The 23074-nt window shown below is 60.0% G+C and carries 24 protein-coding genes and 4 tRNA genes; 5 read left to right on the top strand and 23 right to left on the bottom strand.

The genetic code is table 11. The features are described from left to right. Positions 1–93 precede the first annotated feature (93 nt). From FJE54_RS09900 to map, 6 genes are all read right to left on the bottom strand, one after another. Positions 94–1257 carry a coiled-coil domain-containing protein gene (locus FJE54_RS09900; protein ID WP_139652624.1) on the bottom strand — a complete coding sequence of 388 codons (1164 nt, stop codon included), beginning with the start codon at positions 1255–1257 and terminating at the stop codon, positions 94–96. A gap of 92 nt (positions 1258–1349) precedes the next feature. Then, positions 1350–2522, bottom strand: a complete 1173-nt coding sequence (locus FJE54_RS09895) for a murein hydrolase activator EnvC family protein (protein ID WP_139652623.1) — start codon at positions 2520–2522, stop codon at positions 1350–1352. 340 nt (positions 2523–2862) lie between these two features. Then, positions 2863–4731 (bottom strand): asparagine synthase (glutamine-hydrolyzing), encoded by a 1869-nt coding sequence (asnB, locus tag FJE54_RS09890; protein ID WP_139652622.1) that lies wholly within the window; start codon positions 4729–4731, stop codon positions 2863–2865. A 15-nt stretch (positions 4732–4746) separates the two neighbouring features. Beyond that, positions 4747–5607, bottom strand: coding sequence for a cysteate racemase (gene cuyB, locus FJE54_RS09885; protein ID WP_139652621.1), 861 nt, complete (start codon positions 5605–5607; stop codon positions 4747–4749). An 83-nt stretch (positions 5608–5690) separates the two neighbouring features. Beyond that, positions 5691–6926, bottom strand: coding sequence for a carboxylate--amine ligase (locus FJE54_RS09880; protein ID WP_139652620.1), 1236 nt, complete (start codon positions 6924–6926; stop codon positions 5691–5693). Positions 6927–7096: 170 nt separating this feature from the next. Continuing rightward, the gene (gene map, locus FJE54_RS09875) at positions 7097–7867 is read right to left on the bottom strand and encodes a type I methionyl aminopeptidase (protein WP_139652619.1); all 771 of its coding nucleotides are present in this window, start codon (positions 7865–7867) and stop codon (positions 7097–7099) included. Positions 7868–8136: 269 nt separating this feature from the next. Between map and FJE54_RS09870 the strand changes: the two genes are divergently transcribed. Next, positions 8137–9390, top strand: a complete 1254-nt coding sequence (locus tag FJE54_RS09870) for a hypothetical protein (protein WP_139652618.1) — start codon at positions 8137–8139, stop codon at positions 9388–9390. A gap of 758 nt (positions 9391–10148) precedes the next feature. After that, on the top strand, positions 10149–10727 hold the full coding sequence (locus FJE54_RS09865; protein ID WP_255467343.1) for a hypothetical protein: 579 nt from the start codon (positions 10149–10151) through the stop codon (positions 10725–10727). Positions 10728–10846: 119 nt separating this feature from the next. On the opposite strand, the gene FJE54_RS09860 is transcribed toward FJE54_RS09865, so the two are convergent. The 14 genes from FJE54_RS09860 to FJE54_RS09795 all read right to left on the bottom strand — a co-directional run bounded on the left by FJE54_RS09860 (position 10847) and on the right by FJE54_RS09795 (position 18692). Next, positions 10847–11038 carry a type II toxin-antitoxin system antitoxin gene (locus tag FJE54_RS09860; protein WP_139652617.1) on the bottom strand — a complete coding sequence of 64 codons (192 nt, stop codon included), beginning with the start codon at positions 11036–11038 and terminating at the stop codon, positions 10847–10849. A gap of 16 nt (positions 11039–11054) precedes the next feature. Then, positions 11055–12017, bottom strand: coding sequence for an SPFH domain-containing protein (locus FJE54_RS09855; RefSeq protein WP_180326688.1), 963 nt, complete (start codon positions 12015–12017; stop codon positions 11055–11057). A 170-nt stretch (positions 12018–12187) separates the two neighbouring features. Continuing rightward, positions 12188–12898: a 50S ribosomal protein L1 gene (rplA, locus tag FJE54_RS09850; protein ID WP_139652616.1), complete on the bottom strand. Its 711-nt coding sequence runs from the start codon at positions 12896–12898 to the stop codon at positions 12188–12190. A 141-nt stretch (positions 12899–13039) separates the two neighbouring features. Then, a complete protein-coding gene (rplK, locus tag FJE54_RS09845; RefSeq protein WP_139652615.1) occupies positions 13040–13543 on the bottom strand; it encodes a 50S ribosomal protein L11 in 504 nt (167 codons plus the stop codon). A 106-nt stretch (positions 13544–13649) separates the two neighbouring features. After that, the gene (nusG, locus tag FJE54_RS09840; RefSeq protein WP_139652614.1) at positions 13650–14180 is read right to left on the bottom strand and encodes a transcription termination/antitermination protein NusG; all 531 of its coding nucleotides are present in this window, start codon (positions 14178–14180) and stop codon (positions 13650–13652) included. 3 nt (positions 14181–14183) lie between these two features. Further along, positions 14184–14612 carry a preprotein translocase subunit SecE gene (gene secE / locus FJE54_RS09835; RefSeq protein ID WP_139652613.1) on the bottom strand — a complete coding sequence of 143 codons (429 nt, stop codon included), beginning with the start codon at positions 14610–14612 and terminating at the stop codon, positions 14184–14186. Positions 14613–14771: 159 nt separating this feature from the next. Beyond that, a tRNA-Trp gene (locus FJE54_RS09830) sits at positions 14772–14848 on the bottom strand. Between the two features lie 18 nt (positions 14849–14866). Next, positions 14867–15016 (bottom strand): 50S ribosomal protein L33, encoded by a 150-nt coding sequence (rpmG, locus tag FJE54_RS09825; protein WP_139652612.1) that lies wholly within the window; start codon positions 15014–15016, stop codon positions 14867–14869. A gap of 123 nt (positions 15017–15139) precedes the next feature. Next, positions 15140–16342, bottom strand: a complete 1203-nt coding sequence (tuf, locus tag FJE54_RS09820; protein ID WP_139652611.1) for an elongation factor Tu — start codon at positions 16340–16342, stop codon at positions 15140–15142. Between the two features lie 175 nt (positions 16343–16517). Further along, a tRNA-Met gene (locus tag FJE54_RS09815) sits at positions 16518–16594 on the bottom strand. A 4-nt stretch (positions 16595–16598) separates the two neighbouring features. Next, positions 16599–16674: transfer RNA gene (locus FJE54_RS09810), tRNA-Thr, on the bottom strand. A gap of 3 nt (positions 16675–16677) precedes the next feature. Beyond that, positions 16678–16762: transfer RNA gene (locus FJE54_RS09805), tRNA-Tyr, on the bottom strand. 342 nt (positions 16763–17104) lie between these two features. Next, positions 17105–18160, bottom strand: a complete 1056-nt coding sequence (locus FJE54_RS09800) for an alpha/beta fold hydrolase (RefSeq protein WP_139652610.1) — start codon at positions 18158–18160, stop codon at positions 17105–17107. A 91-nt stretch (positions 18161–18251) separates the two neighbouring features. Next, complete coding sequence (locus tag FJE54_RS09795; RefSeq protein ID WP_139652609.1) at positions 18252–18692, bottom strand: helix-turn-helix domain-containing protein; 441 nt, start codon at positions 18690–18692, stop codon at positions 18252–18254. A gap of 243 nt (positions 18693–18935) precedes the next feature. Here FJE54_RS09795 and FJE54_RS09790 point away from each other — a divergent pair, with 243 nt between their 5' ends. After that, positions 18936–19448 (top strand): YbhB/YbcL family Raf kinase inhibitor-like protein, encoded by a 513-nt coding sequence (locus FJE54_RS09790; RefSeq protein WP_139652608.1) that lies wholly within the window; start codon positions 18936–18938, stop codon positions 19446–19448. A 110-nt stretch (positions 19449–19558) separates the two neighbouring features. Here FJE54_RS09790 and FJE54_RS09785 read toward each other — a convergent pair whose 3' ends face one another. From FJE54_RS09785 to FJE54_RS16150, 3 genes are read right to left on the bottom strand one after another with little or no spacing between them, the layout of a single operon-like run. After that, complete coding sequence (locus FJE54_RS09785; RefSeq protein WP_139652607.1) at positions 19559–20275, bottom strand: hypothetical protein; 717 nt, start codon at positions 20273–20275, stop codon at positions 19559–19561. Beyond that, the gene (locus FJE54_RS09780) at positions 20272–21273 is read right to left on the bottom strand and encodes a DUF1538 domain-containing protein (RefSeq protein ID WP_218971918.1); all 1002 of its coding nucleotides are present in this window, start codon (positions 21271–21273) and stop codon (positions 20272–20274) included. The genes FJE54_RS09785 and FJE54_RS09780 overlap by 4 nt, the downstream gene beginning before the upstream one ends. After that, positions 21200–21766 (bottom strand): DUF1538 domain-containing protein, encoded by a 567-nt coding sequence (locus FJE54_RS16150; protein WP_218971917.1) that lies wholly within the window; start codon positions 21764–21766, stop codon positions 21200–21202. The genes FJE54_RS09780 and FJE54_RS16150 overlap by 74 nt, the downstream gene beginning before the upstream one ends. A gap of 348 nt (positions 21767–22114) precedes the next feature. Between FJE54_RS16150 and FJE54_RS09775 the strand changes: the two genes are divergently transcribed. After that, a complete protein-coding gene (locus FJE54_RS09775; protein WP_139652606.1) occupies positions 22115–22321 on the top strand; it encodes a helix-turn-helix transcriptional regulator in 207 nt (68 codons plus the stop codon). Positions 22322–22488: 167 nt separating this feature from the next. Continuing rightward, positions 22489–22995 (top strand): DNA-deoxyinosine glycosylase, encoded by a 507-nt coding sequence (locus tag FJE54_RS09770; RefSeq protein ID WP_255467342.1) that lies wholly within the window; start codon positions 22489–22491, stop codon positions 22993–22995. Positions 22996–23074: the final 79 nt, after the last annotated feature.

The following is a 23074-nucleotide window of genomic DNA, read 5'->3' as shown; positions in this document are numbered from 1 at the left end:
TGCAGCGATCGGGTCGCGACGCCGCGCGATGTCTCCATCGCTTCGCGCTTCGCCGGTAATGCCAGCTCGCCGCTGCGAGATCCCGAACGCGCCCTAGAACCTCAAAGCCTTCACGAACTGCGGCCACGACGAGTACTTCACCACATCGCCCGGCTGAGGTGCGTGGATGTAGGTACCGCCACCCGCAGCCGTGCAGATGCCGACATGCCCCGAGTTCCACAGCACGTCTCCCGGCTGAGCCTCCGAAACCGATCCCTGCCACGCCGCAGCGCTCGGCATGCCGTACGTGGTACGCGGGATGGTCTTGCCCACCTGCTTGTAGCACCAGTACGTAAGACCCGAGCAATCGAGGCCCGATCCGGGGCTGTTGCCACCGTAGACGTAGGGGGTCCCCAAACAATAGACGGCGTAGTCGACCACCGAGCCGTTCGGGGGCACATAGCTGCCGCCACCGCCGCCCGATGAACCACCGCCCTCGTTGCTCGGGGGATTGGTAGTATTGCTCGGGGGGTTGGTGTTCGAGGGAGTATCGGTATTCGATGTGCCGCCCCCACCGTCCGTAGCCCCACCGTTGTTCGAGGATGCTTCAGCAGCCTCGGCCGCACGCGCTGCGGCAGCAGCCTCCTCCTGTTCGGCCAACAGCAACGCACGCGCCTCGGCATCGAGCGAGTCGAGTTCGGCCTGCAGTGCCGCAACGGTACCCTCTGCTTCTTCTTTGTTGACGCGCGCCTCTTCGGCCTTGTCCGCTGCTATCTGCTCCTGCTTCGAGAGCTCCGCTTGCTGCGCTTCGACCTCGGCACGCAGATCTTTCGTCTGCTGCACGAGATTCGCATCGTTCTCGTTCATCTGGTTGAGGATATCCCAGTTCGTCACGAACTCCTCGAACGTGGTCGCTCCGAGCAGAAGGTCGAGAAACGAAGTTCCACCGCTGCGGTACATGCTGCGCGCACGGGTGCCGAGCTTGCCCTGCAGCTCGGTTATCTGGCCGCTCGCCTCGTCGATGCGCGTCTGCGCCTCATCACATGCGGCAACGGCGGCATCGTGGGCGTCGAGCGCCGCGTAGTACTCTTCGGATTTCTGGGAGAGCTCCGTTTGCATGGCGGCAACGCGCGTGCGCACCGCGTCGGCTTCCGCCTGCTTGTCGGCTGAAGTCGGATCGGCAAAGGCCCACGCGGGCAGTGCGAGCGACACGGCTCCGAACGCAGCCGCTCCGCCGAGAAACGCCCGCCTCGTCACCTTCGTATGATTTCGTTCCATGTTCGCCTCCTAGGGTACTCGTCCGAACCGCCCTGATCCGAACATCCTAGCCATATGCAAAGCGATGCTTTCGGCATCGCTTTGGGGTATCGCTAAAAACTGAAGTAGTTTCTCGGGTTGACCGGGGTTCCGTTGATCTCTATCTGGAAGTGCAGATGAGGACCTGTGGAGTACCCCGTCGAACCGACATAGCCTATCACGTCGCCGGCTGAGACCTGCTGTCCCACCGTTGCGGCCTGCGAGCTCATATGCATGTAGATGGTGCGGATGCCGTTGCCGTGGCTGACGATGACGGCGTTGCCGCCGGTTCCGTACCAGCCGACATAGGTGACCGTACCGGGACCACACGAGAGAATGGGCGTACCCGATGCGGCGCCGAGGTCGATGCCGTTGTGGTAGTTGCCATCCCATGCGCCTGCCCACGCGAACTCGTTGGTGACACCGTAGTACCCGGGACACGGGTGGGTCCATCCGGATACGTTGACCGATCCGTCGCCGCCCGTCGTGCCCGCACTCGTCGAGCCGCCGCCTCCGCCGCCGCCCGTATTGGGGATGACCGTAGCTTCGGCAAGCTTGCGCGCTTCTTCGGCGCGACGCTCGGCCTCTTCGGCGGCGATGCGCTCTTCCTCTTCTTTTGCCTGCAGCGCGATAACTTCCTCGTTCACGCGGGCAAGCTCGGATTCCATCGAAGACTTCGTGCTTTCGATTTCGGCTTGGGCGGCCTTGGCGTTTTCGACTTCCTCTGCGGCCTTGGCCTTCTGCTCGTTGTACTCCTGCTCGGCCGCTTCGGCTTCGGCCTTGACGTCCTTGCTCTCCTGCACGAGCTCGGCATCCTGGCTCGAGATCTTCTCGAACGCATCCCACGAGGTCACAAGCTCCTCGAATGACGAAGCGCCCAGCAGCACGTCGATGAACGACATCGAGCCGCCCGTCTTGTACATGCTCGCCGCCCGATCGCCCAAGCGCTCCTGCAGCTCGGCGATGCGCTCCTTAGCGGCCTGCACGCGAGCGGCAGCGTCCTCGGCAGCGGCTTTCGCCGTCTCGTACTCCTGCGTCGCGCGATCGTATTCGGCGTTCGCTTCGTTGAGTTGGGTTTGCAGCGCATCGATGCTGCGCATGATCTCGTCGGCCTCGGCCTGCTTTTCGGCACTCGTCACCGCAAAAGCCTGCGCGGGAGCAAGCCCCATAAGCGAGGTCGCCAGCACAAGTGCTAAGACGATGGACGTGATGCTACGGAAAGTGCGTTGTGTGGTTATAGTCTGCATATGCACCTTGTTTCTCTATGTATTGCGTAGAGCAGCCCGATCATAACAAACGGGTTTCTCGCACACCAAGCCATTCAAAAAAGCCACACAAGGTCTCCTTGTATGAAATATGCCCCTTGGCGAGCGCAAATCCCGATCAGACACAGGATATAGCGAACTTGTTTCACGTCATGCACAGCATGTGGGAGAAGGCTTGCTGCATGCAGAAAAACGGCACGAAGCCGTTTTGCATGCAATCGGTTATTGGGCGGTTACGCGCGACACCCCGCTCGACACCACCCGTGCACCTCAAGCGCTCGCTTGCGCCGATGATGCAGCCTAGGCGCGCTCGCCAACCTGCTTACGCGCGGCACCCGGCGCGCTCGCCTGCGCCGAAGAATTCCTCGTACCATACGATGAAGGTGTAGAACGACCATATCTTCTGCATGTTCGATACCCTTCCCGATTTATGTTCGTCGAGCAGCTCCATGAGCTTTTCGGGCACGAAGAACTCGCGTGCCGCATCCCCGGTGAACGCAGCTTTCACACGCTCGTAATACCGGTCCTCGCGCAGCCATGCAGCGAGCGGCGAGGGAAAGCCGAGCTTCTCTTTGCCGTAGACGCGCTCGGGCAGATGACGCGCCGCCGCATGGCGCAACGCTATCTTCGAGTCGTCGTCCTTAGCCCGATAGCGCGCCGGTATGGCGAGCGCGGTTTCGAGCACCCGTTTATCGAGGAACGGCACGCGCAGCTCGAGCGAATGGGCCATCGACATGCGGTCGGCCTTAAGCAGGATATCGAACGCCATCCATGTCTGCATGTCCACGTATTGCAGCTGCGTCACGGCATCGAGGTCCTCAACATGCTCGAAGTAGCACTTCGAGCGCTCTTGAGGCGTCGGTCCCGTGATCGGGTCTTTCAGGTACTGCTGTCGCTCGTCGTTCTCGAACACGTAGTCGGCCCGCGAGAACCGCTCCCACGGCTCCATGGCTCCATGCACGAGGAAATGCTGCCCCTTGAAGCGAGGAAGCCTGCCTGCGACGGCACCGAGCGCACGGCGAACGGGGCGCGGTACGCGCTCGCAGTAGTTTCCCAGATGCGCTTCGGCGAGATAGTTCGGGTATCCTCCGAACAGCTCGTCGGCCCCCTCCCCCGAAAGCACCACCTTTACGTGCTTCGCCGCGTTCTCGGCCAGGAAGTACAGCGGGTTCTCAGAAGGATTCGGAAGCGGCTCGTCAAGGTAGTATTGAATGTCGGGCATCGCATCGAAGAAATCGGCGGCCGTTATCTTATTGGAGATGTTCTCCACCCCGAGCTCGTCGGAGAACTGCTTGGCATAGGAAAGCTCGCTGTACTGCTCTTCTTCGTACCCCACCGAAAACGTGCGGATCTTCGTTCCACGCGCGAATACGCGGTCGACCACGTAACTCGAGTCGACGCCGGACGAGAGGAACCCGCCCACCTCGACGTCGGCGATCTGGTGCGCCTCGACCGATTCGCTGAACACGTCCTCGATGCGGTCGGCCCATTCGTCGAGCGAGGGGTTCTCGTCGATGGCGTAGGTGGGGTTGTAGTACCGCTCGGTTGTAAAGCTTGCTTCGGTCCACTCGAAAAACGATCCGGGCATGAGCTTGTACACGCCCTGGAACAGCGTGTTCTCGTCGGGCAGGTACTCGAAAGAAAGATAGTCGGCGATACGGGTGCGCTCGATCCGCTTGTCGAAACCCGGATGATCGAGGAAGCTCTTGATCTCCGAGCCGAACAGAAACTCGCCGTTGTCGCGGTAGTAGTAGAAAGGCTTGATGCCGAAGATATCGCGCGCGCCGAACAGCTTCTTTTCCCGGATATCCCAGATGACGAATGCGAACATGCCGCGCAGCTTGTCGAGCACGCCGCGACCGTACTGCTCGAACCCGTGCAGGATCACTTCCGAATCCGACTCGGTCGTAAACGCGTGACCGCACGCGAGCAGCTCTTCGCGCAGCTCGCGGTAGTTGTATATCTCACCGTTGAACACGAGCACCATCGAGCCGTCCTCGTTGTACATGGGCTGGCTTCCGCCCTCGAGATCGATGATCGACAGGCGGCGATGCGCAAGCGCGACCTCGCCGTCGACGTAGTAGCCCGCGCCGTCGGGTCCGCGGTGCTTGATGCGATCGCCCATCAGCTCGATGATGCGCTGCGGGTCGTTGGCCGATTTCGTTATGACGTATCCTGCAAATCCGCACATAGGTTGCGTTCTTCCTTACTCTGTCGTTTCGTTGTTGTCAGACGAGCCGCCACTGGGCGTTTGGCCGTCAGGCGGATCGCCATCCGAGCCGCCGCACGCGAGCCCGTCGCCAAGCGAGCCGCCGTTGGGCGGTTCGTCCTCGCCCGCGCCGCGCATCCGGTATGCTCCTTCGAGGTCGACCGCCTTCGCGCCGCACTCCGTGACGCACGTGTATGCGAGCACATCGAGAGCGTCGATGACGAGCGCTCCTTGCGCACGCCCGCCCAGCCCCAGAAGCGATAACTCGGTGCATCCCAGCATAATGCCGTCGCATCCCTCGCGCACCAACGCTTCGCACACGCTCGCAACCGTTTCCGGCGGCACGTTGCGCCCGGCTTTCACGTAGTCATAGATGATGCTCATGACCTCCGCCTGCACCTCACGGGCGGGGATCACCGTCTGCAAACCCGCTTTTGCGAGAGCCGTTTGAAAGACGCCTGCGGCCAAAGCCCCATCGGTCGCAAGCACACCGACGCGTTTGCACCCGATGCGCGCAGCGAACGCAGCGGCGGAGCGCGGCATATCGACGAAGCGGGCGACATCGAGAACCGATGCGATGGCGTCCAGGCGCGCATGGGCGGTATTGCAGGGAGTCGCGAGAACCGTGCACCCGAGCTCCTCGAGTTCGCGGGCGGCCTGCTGCATGGGTTCGACAAAGGTTGCCGCACCGGGCTTACCAAGCAGAAACGCCGTTCTGTCGGGTATGGCGGGCCTGTTGAGAATCGTCACATCGAGGTGATCCTGGTCGCGATCCGCTTCGGTATACTGCACGATGCGGGAGAACAGTTGAGCTGTCGCCGCAGGCCCCAACCCCCCGATGATCCCGAGTTTTTCCATGTCACACCTCGCTTTCCTTAGTCCCGACCGTTCACCCGTCCGCGCAGCATATCCGCGCGCGCCGCCGAGACGGCATCAGGCGGCTAGTCGTCGATACCTCGGCGGTTGAAGCACTCGCGGTACTGCTGCCGATAGTTCCTCTGATTCATGCGATAGCTCAAAAAGCGCAGGAGGGAACGGTCGTCCTTCGACCAGTACGAACGGCTTACTTTGCCCTCCCCGATAAGGCGGTCCGCCCGCTTGCGGGCAGTCGGATCGCTCACGTACTCGCGGATGACCGAAAGCGGCACCATGGTCCACAGCCGCTCGTCGGCAAGCGTGGCGATGTCGATCGGGCGGTCTTCGCCGTATATGACGTCGCGCACGAGGTAGCGGGCCAGGTTCTTACCCGACGCCGTCGAGAAGTAGCTCGAGCGCCCCTGACGCGGATTGATCTCGAAAAGCTTGTACGAGCCGTCGCGCTCGTCGTATTTCAAATCGAAATTCGAAAAGCCCACGTACCCGATCTCTTCGAGAAACCCCTTGATGCGATCGTTGATGCCCTCGTCGTACCCGGTCATGATCGCGCCGTAGCTGCCGATGCCCTCGGGTGTATGCTCTTCGAGGAGCACATCGCCGAGCACCATCATCTTCACCGTTGCCGATGAATCGCTGTAGCAGTTCATCACGCGCATGCGCGTATCGTCGCCCGGCACGAAATCCTGTACGATCATGCTGTCCTGGTAGCTCGACGAGTACACGCCTTCGAGGATGCGGCGCATCTCATCAGGGCTCTGCACGACAAACACCTTCTTCTTGCCAGGGAAATCGCACGTCCAATACGCGACGCTGTTCGACGGCTTCACCACCACCGGGTAGGCGAACGGAGGCTCGAATCCCTTTGCCGTTTCGGGCGTAACCTCGCACGTTTCAGGGAACAGAAGGCCGTATTTCTCGCAGGTGCGGTAGAAGCGCTCCTTGGTCGACACGAGGTCGTACTGGTCGGGCGACATGATGGTGAAACGGTAGTGCTCGCGCAGCTTGTCCTGGTTGCGCACCAGCATCTTGGTGTAGTTGTCGCCGCACGGTACGAGCAAAAGCGGCACCGCTGTATGGTCGCGGGCGTAGCGCACGAGCGTGTCGACGAACACCTCGTCTTCTTCGAGACGGGGTTCGCACACCTCGAAGTGCACGATCTTGCTGTGCAGGCAGATATGGAAAGCTCCCTTGCCGATCGCCGCAGAGGTCACGCCGTACTCTTCGTAAAACGAGCGGGCCATTCCGTAGGCGTTGGCATCGCCGCCCAGAAGGACAGGGGCGAAATCGACTGGTGTGTTCACGCGAATCCTTTTCATTCAAACCATGCAGCGCCGCAAAGCGGCCTTTCCATTATAGGCAAGCACCGAAACGGCCGCCAGCCGCCCCTTTATGTCCGCTAAAGATACACACCGCCCGCCATCGGCAAGCGCAGCAGCCCGCACGCAGCGTTTCCGTTTCAGAGCCCGCTCTGTTATACCGGACGGCGATGGCCTTCTTCGGTCGTGAGGATAAGCGGACCGTCTTCGGTTATGGCAACGGTTTTCTCGAAGTGCGCAGAGGGCTTGCCGTCGCGGGTGACCACGAGCCAACCGTCGGGCATCTGCTTGGTTTTGTACGTGCCGATGTTGATCATGGGTTCAATGGCAAGCACCATACCGGGCTCGAGCAAGATGCCCGTATGCTTGTGACCGTAGTTGGGCACGTTGGGGTCTTCGTGCATGGCGCGCCCGATGCCGTGCCCGACGTACTCGCGCACGACCCCGTAGCCCGCCGCTTCGGCGATGCTCTGCACGGCCGCGCCGATGTCGCCGAGCCGGTTGCCCGGCCGCGCGGCATCGAGGCCGGCCCACATGCATTTCTCCGTCACGTCGAGTAGCTGCTGCTTCTCATCCGAAACCGTACCGACCGCATACGTCCATGCGTTATCGCCTACCCAGCCATCGACGATGGCGCCCGTGTCAACCGACAGGATGTCGCCCTCTTGCAAGATGACGTCTGCAGCGGGGATGCCGTGGACGATCTGCTCGTTCACCGAAGCGCAGATCGAACCGGGGAAACCGCCGTATCCCTTGAACGCGGGAATGCCGCCTTCGAGGCGAATGAGCGTTTCAGCGAACCGATCGAGTTCGAGCGTAGAAACGCCCGGCTGAACGCGTGCCCCCACTTCGCGCAGCACCTTTGCCGAAATGCGGCCAGCCTCCTTCATCGCCTCGATTTCTGCCGGTGACTTCTTGATGATCATGCCGTATGCACCTTATCTTTGCCGTCGTTTTTTCATTTCGGCACAGTATAGCACTCCCGCAGATGAGCCTTCTGTATGACCGTTTTGCATGGTTTATCACGATGCCGCAACCTTCTCTTATCGCTCGACTCACAAAATGACAACAAAGCCAACGATCGGTGTGCGGCGCGGCAACGAAGCCACCTGCGTGCGCGAAGCCCCCGTTACCATCAACCACACGATGCTTCGCACCGTTAGACGAGAATTCACCCACGCGAAAGGAGGCCCGAATGAACCCATTCGAGCAGAAACCCGAGAAGAAGATGGTCGAAATGGTCATGGACTGGAGCACCATGGCTCCTAAGCCCTACGACAAACTGGAGGCCGACCCCTACACCAAAACGCGCATCATCCTCATGAACGGCATCGAGGTCGAGGCGGTTATGTTCGGCCATAACTTCCACCGGAACTGCCCCGATAACGATCTGCGCCGCGAGCTGGCCTTAGTGCGCCGCATGGAACAGCAGCAGCAGAAGCATGTGAACTGGATGAGCCCGAGCAACGAGACGCAGCTCGAGCTGACCATCGGTTACGAGCACCTCGCCGTCGATTTGACCGCCTGGCTCGCCATGCACGAGCCCGACGAGTACGCGAAGGCCTGCATGGACTTCGCCCTGCTCGAAGACTTCGACCATCTGTACCGCTACGCCGACCTGCTCAAGATGGACGAGGACATTCCGGCCCACAAGCTCGTGAAGGGCTACGTCGAGATCACGCCCGGCCGACCCACCATCGCCCATCACCGCCATCCGTCCGAAGCCGTGAAGGAAGCGCGCGATTTCAAGACCGCCGACATTCGCACGAAGCTCGGTGCGCTTATCCTTACCGCAGGAGAGCAGCAGACCATGAACTTCTACATGAACCTCGGCAACACCTATCCCGAAGGAGTCGGCCGCGACCTCTACCAGGAAATCGCCATGGTCGAAGAGCAGCACGTAACGCATTACGGCGCCCTGCTCGACCCCACGTGTACCTGGCTCGAAAACATGCTCATGCGCGAGTATATGGAATGTTACCTGTATTACTCGTTCTACGAGACCGAGGTTGACCCGTACGTTAAGAAGATGTGGGAGATGCACCTCATGCAGGAGATCGCCCATCTGCACAAGGCTGCCGAGCTGCTTGAGAAATACGACGGCAAGCAGTGGCAGGAGGTCATGGGTACCGATGGCGAATTCCCCGAGCTGCTCGACTTCCACGAGACGAAGGAATACGTCCGCGACATCCTCGCCAACCAGGTCACGCTGACCGCCGACAAAGAAGATTTCGTCGACGTCGACGACCTGCCGAGCGACCATGAGTTCTTCATGTGGAACGACAAGGTGAACGGCCGCACGCAGGATGCACCGAGCCACAAGGTCATCCGTGAGCTTCAGGAAAAGGCCGGCGAGGATTACCGCTCCGAAGACGAGGAGAGCCCCGTCGAGGCGCTGCGCGACCGCGAGAACGATAACACCGACCTTGGCCGCAAGCAGACCGCGTAACTTAGGCGCGCGCTTTACTTATTACCGATACATCCAGCAGACCCGGTGCCGCCAAGGCGGCATCGGGTCCCTTTAGGTCTCGAATGCTGTTTCGGCGGGCAGGGTCTTTGAGTCCTCAACGTAGCTTCGGCCTCATCGATTTCCCCTTGAAACCCGAGCGCCATAATCGGTCGCGTTACACGGTATTCGCCCTTCTATGTTCCCGACATCCCCGATCTCGGCACAAAATTGGAGGTTTGACAATTGTATAATGAGATACATACTTGATTTTAGCTTTTTGGTAACCAAAATGCCTGATGGCGAAATTTTTACGTACTAAATATTTAATATATGATATTCCATAATTGTCAAACCTCCAATTTTGTGCCTAAATCTTCCACTTCGGGAACAGAAAACCGAGGAGGCCACCGCATAGCCCGAAACAATGCCCGCGAACCGCACGATTCGAATGTTGTCGACACATCCACCGATCCCAGACCCGATCGATTTCGGCATATCCGAACGCCCAGCCATCCGACTGGTTGCCGGCACATCCACCAGTCCAAGCCGCCAAGCGTTCTCGGGGCATCCAAACGACCCAAACACCCAAGCACACCCGAAGTACCCGCTATTCCAGACACGCCGAACAACTCGAGCACACCCGAAGGATCGATCGGCGCGTAGCGGCGAGAACCTGCATCTGCCGCAGACAACCGCAGATAACAGCCGAGCAGTGAACCATCGGGTACAATAAGAGCTTACTGAGCGAAAGGCACACCGTGGGCAACGAAAACACCGGAGAATCATCCCCTGCGCAAACCGAGAAGGAAGAAAAGGCCGAACGGCCGATCGTTCATTCGACTGCAGCTGCGCAACCAGCAGCAAACGCGCAGCCGGCAGCAGCCGCACATCCGGTAGCAGCCATGCAGCCGGCTGCGGGCAAAGTGGCGCTCTGGGCGGCACGAGTCGCGGTTTTTATCGTGTTCGTCGTGAACGTGCAGTGCGCGGTGCAGTTCATCATCTGGCCTGACGCGTTTGCTCCCGCATACGAGCTTTCGGGAGTTGCAGGCAGCGTAGCGGTACAGGGGCTCGGTGTCGCGTTTCTCATGTGGAACGCGACGTACCCGCTCGTTATCGTCGATCCTGTCAGGTTCAGGGCCCTCTACTTCATCGTGCTCGTGCAGCAGATTATCGGTCTTGTCGGAGAAAGCGCCATTCTCGCCTCGATTCCTGAAGGCCACGCGCTGCTCGCTGCGGGCATTTCCCGATTCGTCGCTTTCGACGGTGCGGGACTCATCGCCATGGCCGCGGCCTTCGCCGCGCTCACCCGATCCCTCAGACGCAGGCAGACCCCCTGAAACCGCATCCTGCCCGATTTGCCCTACGCTAGAGCATTCGTTTCGCAGCGAGTCGCTTATTCGCCGCCCTCGGCCTCGCCCGCCTGCCCTTTTCCGCCTGCCGTTCTCGGAATCGCCGGTCAACCTTTGCTCTCGGTTTCCTCGGAATCGGGCGGCTCCTTTTTCCCGAGCCGCCCCGCATCCTTAAGCGATTTGCGCAACAGGAATTCAACTTGGGCATTCACGCTGCGAAGATCGTCGGCCGCCCACCGTTCGAGCGCCTCCCATACCTCGGTATCGATGCGCAAAGGATATTGCTTGCGTTTGGCCATGCCGCGCTAAACCACCCTATTGGTACAGCGTGCCGGTGTTGAGCACAGGCTGGGCTTCGGAATCGCCGCACAAGACTACCATAAGGTTCGATACCATGGCAGCGCGTCGCTCGTCATCCAGATCGACCACATGCTTCGCAGCGAGCTCGGTGAGCGCCATATCCACCATGGACACCGCTCCCTGGACGATCTTCTCTCGTGCAGCGATTACGGCCTCGGCCTGCTGGCGGCGAAGCATTGCCTGGGCGATTTCAGGGGCGTACGCCAAATGCGTGAGGCGCGCGTCGTCGATGATGACGCCTGCTTTTTCAAGGCGGACTGAAAGCTCGTCTTTCAACGCCGCCGACACCTCTTCGATGTTGCTGCGCAGCGTGATCTCCCCATCGTCGGAATCGTAGGCGTACGTGGTTGCCACATGGCGCAGCGCCGTTTCGCTTTGCGTGTGCACATAGGTGTTGTAATCGTCTACGTCGAAGATAGCTTTCGCGGTATCGCTTACCCGCCACACCACCACATCGGCTATCTCGATGGGATTGCCGTTTTTATCGTTCACCTTCAAATGCTCGCCGTTGTAGGTGCGGGCGCGCAGCGATATCTTCGTCGACTTAGGCACGGCTTTACCCGATTGGAAATCGTAGGTCGACCCTGCCGAGCGCGAATAGAACGGGTTCGCCCAATGAAAGCCCTCGTCGTGGACTGTGCCCTTGTAGTTGCCGAACAGGATGAGCACGCGCGCTTGGTTCGGCTGGATAGTGAAGAAGCCCATGAGAAGCAGCACAGGGCCGACGCACAGCGCGACGATGCCGACAACGAGAAGCACCACACCCAGCGCGTGCACGGTTGTGGTCATGGGGGCCTCGTCGGGTGGCAGCATCATCGCACCCGCGACAATGGCGACGACGCAAACTACCCCGAGCAGCAGGGTGACGGCGAGCATGGGCCAACCGCTCCGTGCGTGCGCGACCTTCTCTTCAGACATGATGACCACTCCTTCGCGGGCTTCCGATATACCGACGAGCGTCAACAGTCGAAGATGCCCGAACAATCCTCAACTGTGATATTAAGATGATATCACATTGAAATCAAAAAAGAAAGGAGTCCGAAGACTCCTTTCAACCTTGTTTGCTGCAATCAGCGAGCTGGAACGTACTATTCGGCAGCAGCCGTGTAGTTACGCGTTACCGACGGATCCACCGGAACGCCGGGGCCCATCGTGGAGGTAACGGTAACCGACTTCACGTACTTGCCCTTCGCGGCAGCCGGCTTCATACGGATGACCTCGTCGTACACGGCTCCGTAGTTCTCGGCGAGCTGTTCGGGTGTGAAGCTCACCTTGCCGATGATAACGTGCGCGATGCCGTAGCGGTCGGCGCGGTACTCAACACGGCCGCCCTTGAGCTCTTTGATGGCCTTCGCCACGTCGTTGGTGACGGTGCCGAGCTTCGGGTTCGGCATGAGGCCGCGCGTACCGAGGATCTTGCCGAGACGACCGACCTTGGCCATCTGATCGGGCGTTGCCACCGTGGCATCGAAGTTGATGTTGCCTGCCTGGATGTCGGCGATCAGATCGTCGGAACCCACGATATCGGCACCGGCCTCTTCGGCCGCACGAGCTGCATCGCCTTCGGCGAACACGGCAACGCGGACGGTCTTGCCCGAGCCGTTCGGCAGGCTGACGGTGCCGCGGAGCTGCTGATCGGCCTGGCGGGTATCGATGCCCAAACGGAAGTGGGCTTCAACGGTCTCGTCGAATTTCGCCGTGGCGATCTCCTGCACGAGCTTGACGGCCTCGAGCGGCGCGTAGGGGGTCTCCCCCACTTTGGCGGCAGCGGCCTTGTAGTTCTTGGATTTCTTAGCCATATCGCTTTCCTTTCGTGGTGATGGCGAGCGGGCGTGCGCTCTTCCACTCCTATCTTTGCAAAGAGGCCCGATGGCCTCTGAGCGTACACGTTACCCTCGTCGGCGTGCAGCCTTTGCCGACAGGCGTTCCTCGACGGCGGGTTACTCGTCGTCGAGCGAGCGGCCGGCGAGCATGGCGGCGAGCTTCTTGGAAGGCGTGTAGACCTTCTTGGGCTCGCGACCTTCGATGGTCACGCCCATGCTGCGAGCGGTGCCAGCGATGATCTCCATCGCAGCCTCGACCGTGTTGGCGTTGAGGTCGGGCATCTTGGTCTCGGCGATTTCGCGAAGCTGGTCTTCGGTGAGCGAGCCCACTTTCTGAAGCTGCGGAATGCCGGAGCCGCTCTGGATGCCGAGCTTCTCCTTGATCAGGATAGCCGCAGGCGGGGTCTTGGTGACGAACGAGAACGTTTTATCCTCGTACACCGTGATCTCGACCGGGATAATGGTGCCTGCCTTATCCTGCGTCTCGGCGTTGAACGCCTGGCAGAATTGCATGATGTTGACGCCTTGCGCGCCAAGTGCGGGGCCTACCGGAGGAGCCGGGTTTGCGGCGCCTGCGGGAATCTGAAGCTTAATGAAGCCGGTTGCTTTCTTTTCAGCCATAATCGAACGTCCCTTTCAGCTGATACGTACTTGTTTCATCTATCACAAAAGCGTCTTGCGTGAGAAGCCCCGTCCACCAGGCACGCACCGCTTATGATATCCAATCTTAAATCTTCGCCACCTGATCGAACGAAAGCTCGACCGGGGTTTCGCGGCCGAAGATCGAAACCATCACCTTGACCTTGCCGGCCTCGGGCGACACCTCCGACACAACACCGTCGAACTCCGCCAAAGGACCCGACACGACCTTGACGGCCTGTCCCACTTCCAAACTGGAAGAGGTCTTCTTCGGAGCCTCGTGGCTCGTCCGTTTCATGATCTTGTTGTATTCCTCGCGGGTGAGCGGTGCCGGGTTGCCCTGGCTGCCGACGAATCCCGTGACGCCGGGCGTGTTGCGAACCGCAGCCCAGCTGCGATCGTCAAGCTCCATGCGCACGAGCACGTACCCGGGAAACACCTTCTTCTCGCTTTCCACACGGCGGCCGCCTTCTTTGATCTCGGTGACCATTTCCGTGGGGATTTCGATGGCGAACACGTTGTTCTCGAGCCCCATCGTCTCGATGCGGGTTTCGAGATTCTTCTTAACCTTGTTCTCGTATCCGGAATACGTATGGAGGACGTACCATTTCTTCGCCATGGATTACAGCGCCCCCAACCCGGAAATGCCGTACAGAATCGGCGTCACGATAAAGTTATCGAGCACCGAAACGTAGATGCCGAAGAACAGCAAAGCCACCACGACAACGCCGCTCCAGCGCAGCACATCGGTCTTCGTCGGCCAGGTGACGCGCTTCATTTCCGCGCGCACTTCGCTCAAGAAACCCGGTTTCTTGGGTTTCTTCTCGGGCTTCTTCTCCTCTTTTTTCACCTGCTTCTTCTCAGCAGGCTCCTCGGCCTTCTCGGCCTTCTTCTTGAAGAGCTTCAGCTTTGACTCTTTGACCGCTTCAGCGTTGGCCTCGGCGACGTCTTTCGCCTCGACCTCAGCGCTCTCAGCCTTCTCCTGCTGCTCTCTCTTCGCAGCACGGGCGGCCGATGCCTTCGCTCGCTGTGTCTTTGATTTCTTAGCCATCTGCATCCTTTAATTCGCGGCGGAATCAATCCGCCTTATAACGCCAAACAAGCAGCCTATGCAAGACTGCTCGACCAACCGTATCGGTATCCGATCAGCAGCCTGATCCCAAGCTGCTTCTCATCAGCAACTTCGAACCAAGCTGCTCAACAAACAAGCTGGCAGGCCAGGAGGGACTCGAACCCCCAACATGCGGTTTTGGAGACCGCCGCTCTACCAATTGGAGCTACTGGCCTAGTGCTTAACCTGACTACCTATCGAGTTTCCTTGTGCACCGTGTGGTGCCCGCACCACTTGCAGTACTTCTTCATCTCGAGACGATCAGGATTATTCTGCTTGTTTTTCTTGGTCGTGTAATTGCGGCGCTTGCAATCAGTGCACGCCAATGTGACCAATGTACGCATGAACTCTCCTTTTATTGTAACGTAGTGCGCTTCGATTCATACACATGATAAGCGGCTTTACATACGGAGCCCGCACCCGTAAGGATACGGGCTCCGATTTAAGCATTCGATCAGTCGAGCGAGTTACTTGAGGATCTTGGTAACGCGGCCCGATCCGACGGTGCGGCCACCTTCGCGGATAGCGAAGCGCAGACCCTCTTCCATGGCGATCGGGTGGATGAGCTCGCCCTTGAGCAGCACGTTGTCGCCAGGCATAACCATCTCGGTGCCCTCGGGGAGGTGCGCCACGCCGGTAACGTCGGTGGTGCGGAAGTAGAACTGCGGACGATAGCCGTCGAAGAACGGGGTGTGGCGGCCGCCCTCTTCCTTGGTCAGGATGTAGACCTGGCCCTCGAACTCGGTATGCGGGGTAACGCTACCGGGCTTGCAGAGAACCTGGCCGCGCACGATCTCTTCGCGCTTCACGCCGCGGAGCAAGCAACCGATGTTGTCGCCGGCCTGAGCCTCGTCGAGCAGCTTGCGGAACATCTCGATGCCGGTGCAGACCGTGGTCATGGTCTCTTTGATGCCGATGATCTCGAGGTTGTCGTTGACGTGGAGGGTACCGCGCTCAACACGGCCGGTGGCAACGGTGCCGCGGCCGGTGATGGTCATGGTGTCCTCGACGGCCATCAAGAACGGCTTGTCGACGTCGCGCTCGGGAGTCGGGATGTAGGAGTCGACCGCATCCATGAGCTCCCAGATCTTTGCCTGGTAGTCGGCGTCGCCCTCGAGAGCCTTGAGAGCAGAGCCGCGGATGATCGGGGTGTCGTCGCCCGGGAACTCGTAGCTGTCGAGCAGCTCGCGAACTTCCATCTCGACGAGCTCGAGAAGCTCTTCGTCATCAACCATGTCGCACTTGTTGAGGAACACGACGATGTAGGGAACGCCGACCTGACGGGCGAGCAGGATGTGCTCGCGGGTCTGGGCCATGGGGCCGTCGGTGGCAGCGATAACGAGGATCGCGCCGTCCATCTGAGCAGCGCCGGTGATCATGTTCTTGACGTAGTCGGCGTGGCCGGGGCAGTCAACGTGAGCGTAGTGGCGAGCATCGGTCTCGTACTCGATGTGAGCGATCGAGATGGTGATGCCGCGCTCGCGCTCTTCGGGAGCCTTGTCGATGTCCTCGAAGGCGGTGAAGTCAGCGCTGGCGGTGCCATGGGAACCGTCGTTGCTGGAAAGGGTCTTGGAAATAGCAGCGGTGAGCGTGGTCTTGCCGTGGTCAACGTGGCCGATCGTACCGATGTTAACATGCGGCTTGCTGCGCTCGAACTTCTCCTTAGCCATGTGTCTCCTCCTAAAATTGGCTTCGCATACGCGAATAAGAGATAAACTGATGCGCTTCGCGCGCCTTGCGGCACGCTGGGTAAAACACGTGCTCTTTCGAGCAAGTAAAAAAACGCATGCACCCCGAAGGTACATGCGATGCGATCACAGACGATGCGTCCGTGGAAATTCCAAATGGTAGCGGTGACTGGATTTGAACCAGTGACGCCACGGGTATGAACCGTGTGCTCTAACCAACTGAGCTACACCGCCATAGTGGAGCCTGCGACCGGACTTGAACCGGTGACCTCTTCGTTACCAACGAAGTGCTCTACCGACTGAGCTACACAGGCAGATGGTGGGAGCGCTAGGATTCGAACCTAGGTAAGCATAGCTAACGGGTTTACAGCCCGTCCCCTTTAACCACTCGGGCACACTCCCAAATGTCTGCTCAACTCATGTGTATTTATCAAGCTGCCTGCTTGCGCCTTCGTTTTGGTGCGAACGCGCGAGCAGATGAATAATACGCTAGGAAAAGCGGGGTGTCAACGGGTTACACGCCCCCGGGCGTATCTCCACTATTCCTCCGTTTCCGCGTCGCGTCTTTCGCGTGGGAACGCCGCAAAACGCCTGCGAGAGAAACGGTTGCGCATCGATCGAGCGCGCCGTGGCGCGTCCGCGGGATATGATAGCGTCTTTAACCCTGAGGGAAAAGCCCCTATTTTCTGCACGATGCACACACAACACCAATGGGCGGCAGACGGTGTTCTGCGAGGAGGCCTCCTATGCACCCGCTCGCTCGCACGCGCGGTCGACAGCTTCGATGAACGCAGCGGGATGCTCGTAGTGGATGTCGTGGCCCGATGCGATGCGAACGGTTTCGCATTCCCTGACAAGGCTTTCAACACGTTCGGCATCTTCGTCGCTGTTCGCCGCATACAGCACCCCGTCTTTGCCGTACTGGGTTTCGGCCTTGAGATACACCGTCGGGCACGCGACCGATTCGAGCATGTCAGCTTGCTCGTCCTCGCTCACCCAGGTTCCTTGATAGAAGGCCTCGCTGAACCGCGGATCGAAATCGTCGTAGAAGTACATGCCGCGCACCCAGTCGTGGGGAACCCACGAAAGCACGAGGTGACCGTCGGGGTTCGCAGCGCGTTCGGACCGCGTCCATTCGGCGATTTTCGGCTGCAAACCGCCGAATTGCGAAAACAGGTAGCTGTGCTCGGCGTAGTAGACGGCGAGATCGTCCGTTTCGTCCTGTTCGAGAAACCCGTGGATCACCGTAAACCCGTCGAGCCATACGAAGCACCCGGGATCCTTCTGCATCTCATCGGGCGTCACGTGAAACAGCGGCGGGTCTTCGAGCACGAGTGCCGTGACGTGCTCGACATCGTGCGCCGCCACCCATGCCGCGATGATGCCGCCAGAAGAGAGACCCGATACCGCGTAAGGGCCTCCGATGACTTCGCGGGCGAACGTCACGAGCGCCTGTCCCTGGATGGCGCAGGTGTACCGTGCGGGATCGTGAGCCGACTCGCCGTGGCCGAAACAGTCGATGGCGAACACGTGATAGGACGCTGCAAGGTCGGGCAACACGCTCGCGTAATCTTCCCACTGCATCGACTGTCCGTGGATCAGAAGCAGTGCGGGTCCGTTATCGGGACCCTCGGCGAAGTTGACGGTAGCGCCGTCGATTTCGATGCGCTTCTCGTCGAAACCTGCCGCGCGAGCCTTCTCGATCAAACGTTCCTCGCCGTAGCGGTTGTTGTCCACGTATACGGCGAGGGCGATGCCCCCCACTGCAATCACTGCGGCTACGATGCCCGCGACTACCATGGCGATTCTCCTTTTTGTCCGCTTTCCCGCTTTCGAACCTGCCCGCTCGCTCTGACCGCTCATCGCGTCTCCCGTCATGCGGGGCCGAGCGCTAGCGCCTCAGGCCCGATCCCGCGTCCATATGATCGATCAGCACCGAAACGCGCTCCATGAAGTCGTCGGCTTTCGCGATGGCGATGCCCTGTTCCTCGTCACCGAACACGATGAGCGCATCTCCCGGCTGTATCCCGAACAGATCGCGCGCCTGTTTCGGTATGACAACCTGCCCGCGCTCGCCCACCGTCACGGTACCGAACAGATGCTTGCCCTTCGGAGGCATCGGCAGCATCGTACCGCGAGGATCGTATCCGATGAGCTCATCGAGCGACACGTCGAGCACATCGGCAAGCGCAGCCCCGTTTCCCAAGTCCGGCATCGTTTCGCCGCTTTCCCACTTGGCAACCGTTTGGCGCGAAACGCCGAGCCGCTCGGCAAGCTCTTCCTGGGTCAGCTTGCACACCTTGCGTCTGCTCTGAATATTCGTACCGATCATGTTTTTCATGCTCCTTGCCTACCGAGGATACCCCTCACGCGCACGATGCTCCACCAACCGAACGCGACATGCGCGAAGACTTTTGCCGCGTTTGGCTTGCATGCACTTGCAACGGTTTCGTATCCGATTCCGCAGCAGTCCGAAACACGCCTGACGCGAACGAGGTATAGAATAGAGTACGGCGAAACCGCGTGCGAGCGCAACGCGCGATACCGCTTATGGAACCCAAGGAAAGGAAGCGCCATGAACATATCGGTTCCCCTCGAACACGGCATGCTCCCCGACACCTACGGCAAGCATGCTCCTGCGAAGCTTCAGCGCGACGGGCATCCGTTCGTCTCGCCTCCCATCTTCGTCGAAGAGGCGCCTGCGGAAGCGAAGAGCCTTGCGCTTACGTTCGTCGACTTCGATGCGGTACCGGTGGGCGGATTCTGCTGGATACACTGGCTTGCGTGCAACTTCCCACCTGATACCGCGCTCATCCCCGAAAACGCGAGCGCCTCAGGCGAGCTGCCGTGCGTACAGGGATCGAACAGCGATTGGTCGCCGCTTGCGGGAAGCTGGACCGATCCGCGCATCATCCATCGCTACGCCGGCCCCTATCCGCCCGACAAGGATCACGCCTACACGCTTACGGTATACGCGCTCGACATCGAGCTCGACCTTGTCGAGGGGTACTTCCTCAACGAGTTTCGGCGCGCCATCCGAGGACATGTGCTTGCAAAAGCCGAGATCGAGGTGGTGAGCCGCGCGTAAGCGCACGGCGATCAGGTGCGCATGCGCACAGGCGGCCGACGCGCACCCCGGTGAACCCGCACCGTGCAAGCGACCGGCTGTGCAATTGCGCCGCCGAAAGCGGATCCCGCTTACTCCTCGTCGAGGTGTTCGAAGCCCACGAGCGCGTCGATCGACATCGACACCGCCATGCCGCGCGCCTTCGTACCCATGCCGAACTGGTCGCCGAGCGCCTTCATAACGTCCGCTTTCCTCTCCCGCTCCGCAATGATCAGGATCAGATCGCGCTCCTCGTGCAAAGGAATCCCCAGGAAGTTGAGAATCGCCTCCCCGCCGAGCTGACGCGCGTGCAGCACGGTACCGCTGAGCGCGCCAGCCTTCTGTGCGGCTTCCATCACGTCGTCGCTGAAACCCTGGTTGACGAAACTGACGATAAGGCTATGGTCGCGCTCTTTGCCCACCTGCGCGTTGTCGATTTCCATATCCTCCAGAAGCTCCTTTCTGCCGTACTCATCGATGATCTTCATCGAGGTGGCGCTCACGCTCGACAGCGAGGTCGTGAACGCGAGGCCGTCGTTGTACTTTCCCAGCCGAAGCGTTTCCTTGAGCCGCACCAGCGCCCGATCGGCGTACGTCTTCGTCACAACGCACAGCGAGACGATTTTCGTAACGCTGCCAAGGCCGAACAGATCCATCATCTCGCCAGAGGTGATGCCGCGACCGCGCATGTGGTAGAGCACCGGCAGCCCCGGATCGCTCAGGGCGGCGTTGACTTTATCCGCAAGCTTCGGTTCGTTGATCATAATCAACATCCGCAACGGTTCGCGGTTGCCTTGATCAGCCGTCATTTCGATGCCTCCTCCAGCTCGATGGTCTCGTCCGAAAGCGAATCGTTCGTTTCTCTCTCGGCTCTCTTCTCTTTGACCCGGTACGCAAGCCCCATTATCTGAACGGCGATGAGCGGCGTGAGCGCAACCAGGGCGACAACGCCGAATGCGTCGGTCATGATGTTGCCGCCGAGCGCCTCGGAGACGCCGATGCACAGCGGAAGCAGAAACGTGGACGTCATCGGCCCCGATGCCACGCCGCCGGAGTCGAATGCGATGCCGATGAACACCTTGGGCACGAAGCGCGAGAGCACGAGCGCTGCGATGTAGCCCGGAATGATGATCCAGTAGATGGAAACCCCCGTCATCGCGCGCACCATCGCAAGCCCGACACTCGCGGCGACGCCGATCTGGAGGCATCGGTTCATCGCCGCAGCCGAGATGGCGTCATTGGTGACTTCGGCAACCTGGTTGTTGAGGATCTGGATCGCCGGCTCGGCCTTGACGATGAAGTATCCGATGACCATGCCGATGGGTATCAGCATCCAGCGCCATTCCGAGAGCGCAAGCTGCCCGCCGAGCTGCGCCCCCACCGGAGCGAACCCGATGCCGACGCCGCAAAGGAACAGGACCAGACCGATAAACGTGTACGCGAACCCGATTCCCATGCGTACGTTCTGCCGAGCGGTGAAGCGTTTGGTCACAAGCTCGAAGGCGACGAAGACCACGCCTATCGGAAGCAGCGCCCCGAACACCTTGGTCGCGTAGCTCGGCAGCTCCACCGTGAACTCGCGTACAACGTCGGCCATCGTGTACACGTACGCCACCTGCACCTGCTCGTAAGTCGCCTCCTCGGGACTGAAGAAGCACCCGAGCACCATCACCGCGAGAATGGGACCGATGCTGCAAAGCGCAACCAACCCGAAGCTGTCGCTTGCGGCATCCTTATCGCCGCGCACCATCGCAAGGCCGACGCCGATCGCGATGATGAACGGCACGGTGATGGGACCGGTGGTCACGCCCCCCCGCGTCGAAGGCGACGGCCACGAAATTGTCGGGCACAAAAAACGAGAAGACGATCACGGCAGTGTAGAACACGATCAGCAACGTGGAGAGGTTCACTTTGAACACGATGCGCAGGATGGCGATTACCAGAAACGCGCCCACACCGAACGCGACGGTGAGGATGAGGACCATATCGGGAATCGCGGGAACCTGATCCGCCAGCACCTGAAGATCGGGCTCGGCGAGGGTGATGATGACGCCCATCAGAAACGCGACGACAACGACGCCGCCGATCCGCTTCGCCTTCGACATCTGCGACCCGAGGCCCTCGCCCATCGGCTGCATCGACATCTCGGCTCCCAGCTGGAAAAAACCCATGCCGACGATGAGCATGAGCGCTCCCGCGAAGAACATGACCATGGTGCCGAGCCGCATGGGAACGAGAAAGATGCTGATCAAAAGAACGATGGCCGTAACGGGAAGAACCGCGGAAAGAGATTCTCTCACCTTTTCCTTCAGTATTTTCCCATGTAGGTTACGCGGCCTTCGCATCCCTGACGATCACGATCCCTTCCGCTTCGGCTTACCGTCACGCTCGTTCGACGAGCAAGCGCACCCCTGCCCTAAACCCCCAAAACGCGAACTGCGACCGGCCGCCGTGCTCTCCCATATACTTACCTTCTTACCATTCTAAACGAAAAGGAGGCTGGTAGAAGAAAAAAGGTATGAGATGCCCTTATTGCAGCATCGTCAGGACTCCGAAGATGGAAAGCGTACTTTACATAGCGAGAGGCCTATGGTACAGTGAATGGAAAGCAAGCTTTACATTGAAGGTGCGCGATCGAAGGGAGCGCCGTGAAGAACCGCGTCGAAGAGCTGCGCCGCACACGAGGCCTGAACCAGGAAACGCTCGCCGACGCGCTCGAGGTGACGCGCCAAACCATCAGCTCGCTTGAGAAGGGACGCTACAACCCCTCCATCACGCTCGCATTCAAAATCTCCCGTTATTTCAACCTGCCCATCGAAGACATTTTCGTGTACGAGGAGGAAAGCGATGGGTAACCGAACACAGAGACGTAATGCGCATCGATCCGCATTGCCGGTTTCGCGTACGTCGCATGTACCTATCGCCAAAAGCGTTTGCAGTTGCAGGATCTATAGAATACGAACAAATGTTTCACGTGAAACATCGCACGCCCGTCAGCCCGATCAGCATCAAGGAAGCCGTCGTGACCGAACCCCAACGCATTGAACATCCCCTTGCACCCGTTTTCGACGAGCGCTCCCGCGTACTCGTGCTCGGCACGATGCCCTCCCCTGTCTCACGCGAAGTCGGCTTTTATTACGGGCATCCGCAGAACCGGTTTTGGAAGGTGCTTGCCGCACTCTTCGACGAGCCCGTACCCGAGACGAACGAAGAGCGCGCGGCGCTCGCACTCGAACATCGCATCGCGCTGTGGGACGTGCTCGCCTCGTGCACCATCGAGGGGGCGTCCGATGCGAGCATCAAAGACGCCGTGCCGAACAACCTTTCAATCATTGTCGACGTCGCCCCCATCGAAGCCGTGGTTACGACGGGGGCGAAGGCCTCTGCGCTCTTCCGCGCATACGACGCCGCGTTGGCCGAACGGCTTGTCCACATCGCCCTTCCCTCCACGAGCCCCGCTAACGCGCGCATGCGCACGTCCGATCTCGTGGAAGCGTACCGGCCTCTGAAGGATGCGCTTGCGGGCTGAAACGACTGCCAAAGTCTGCCCGCACGCCGGATTCGACCGTTTTTCAGCAACGCGAACACCGAGCGCCCGCGAAACAAAG

Source organism: Raoultibacter phocaeensis (assembly GCF_901411515.1).
GTDB classification, from domain to species: Bacteria; Actinomycetota; Coriobacteriia; order Coriobacteriales; family Eggerthellaceae; genus Raoultibacter; species Raoultibacter phocaeensis.
This window is presented reverse-complemented; position numbering and strand designations above follow the sequence as displayed.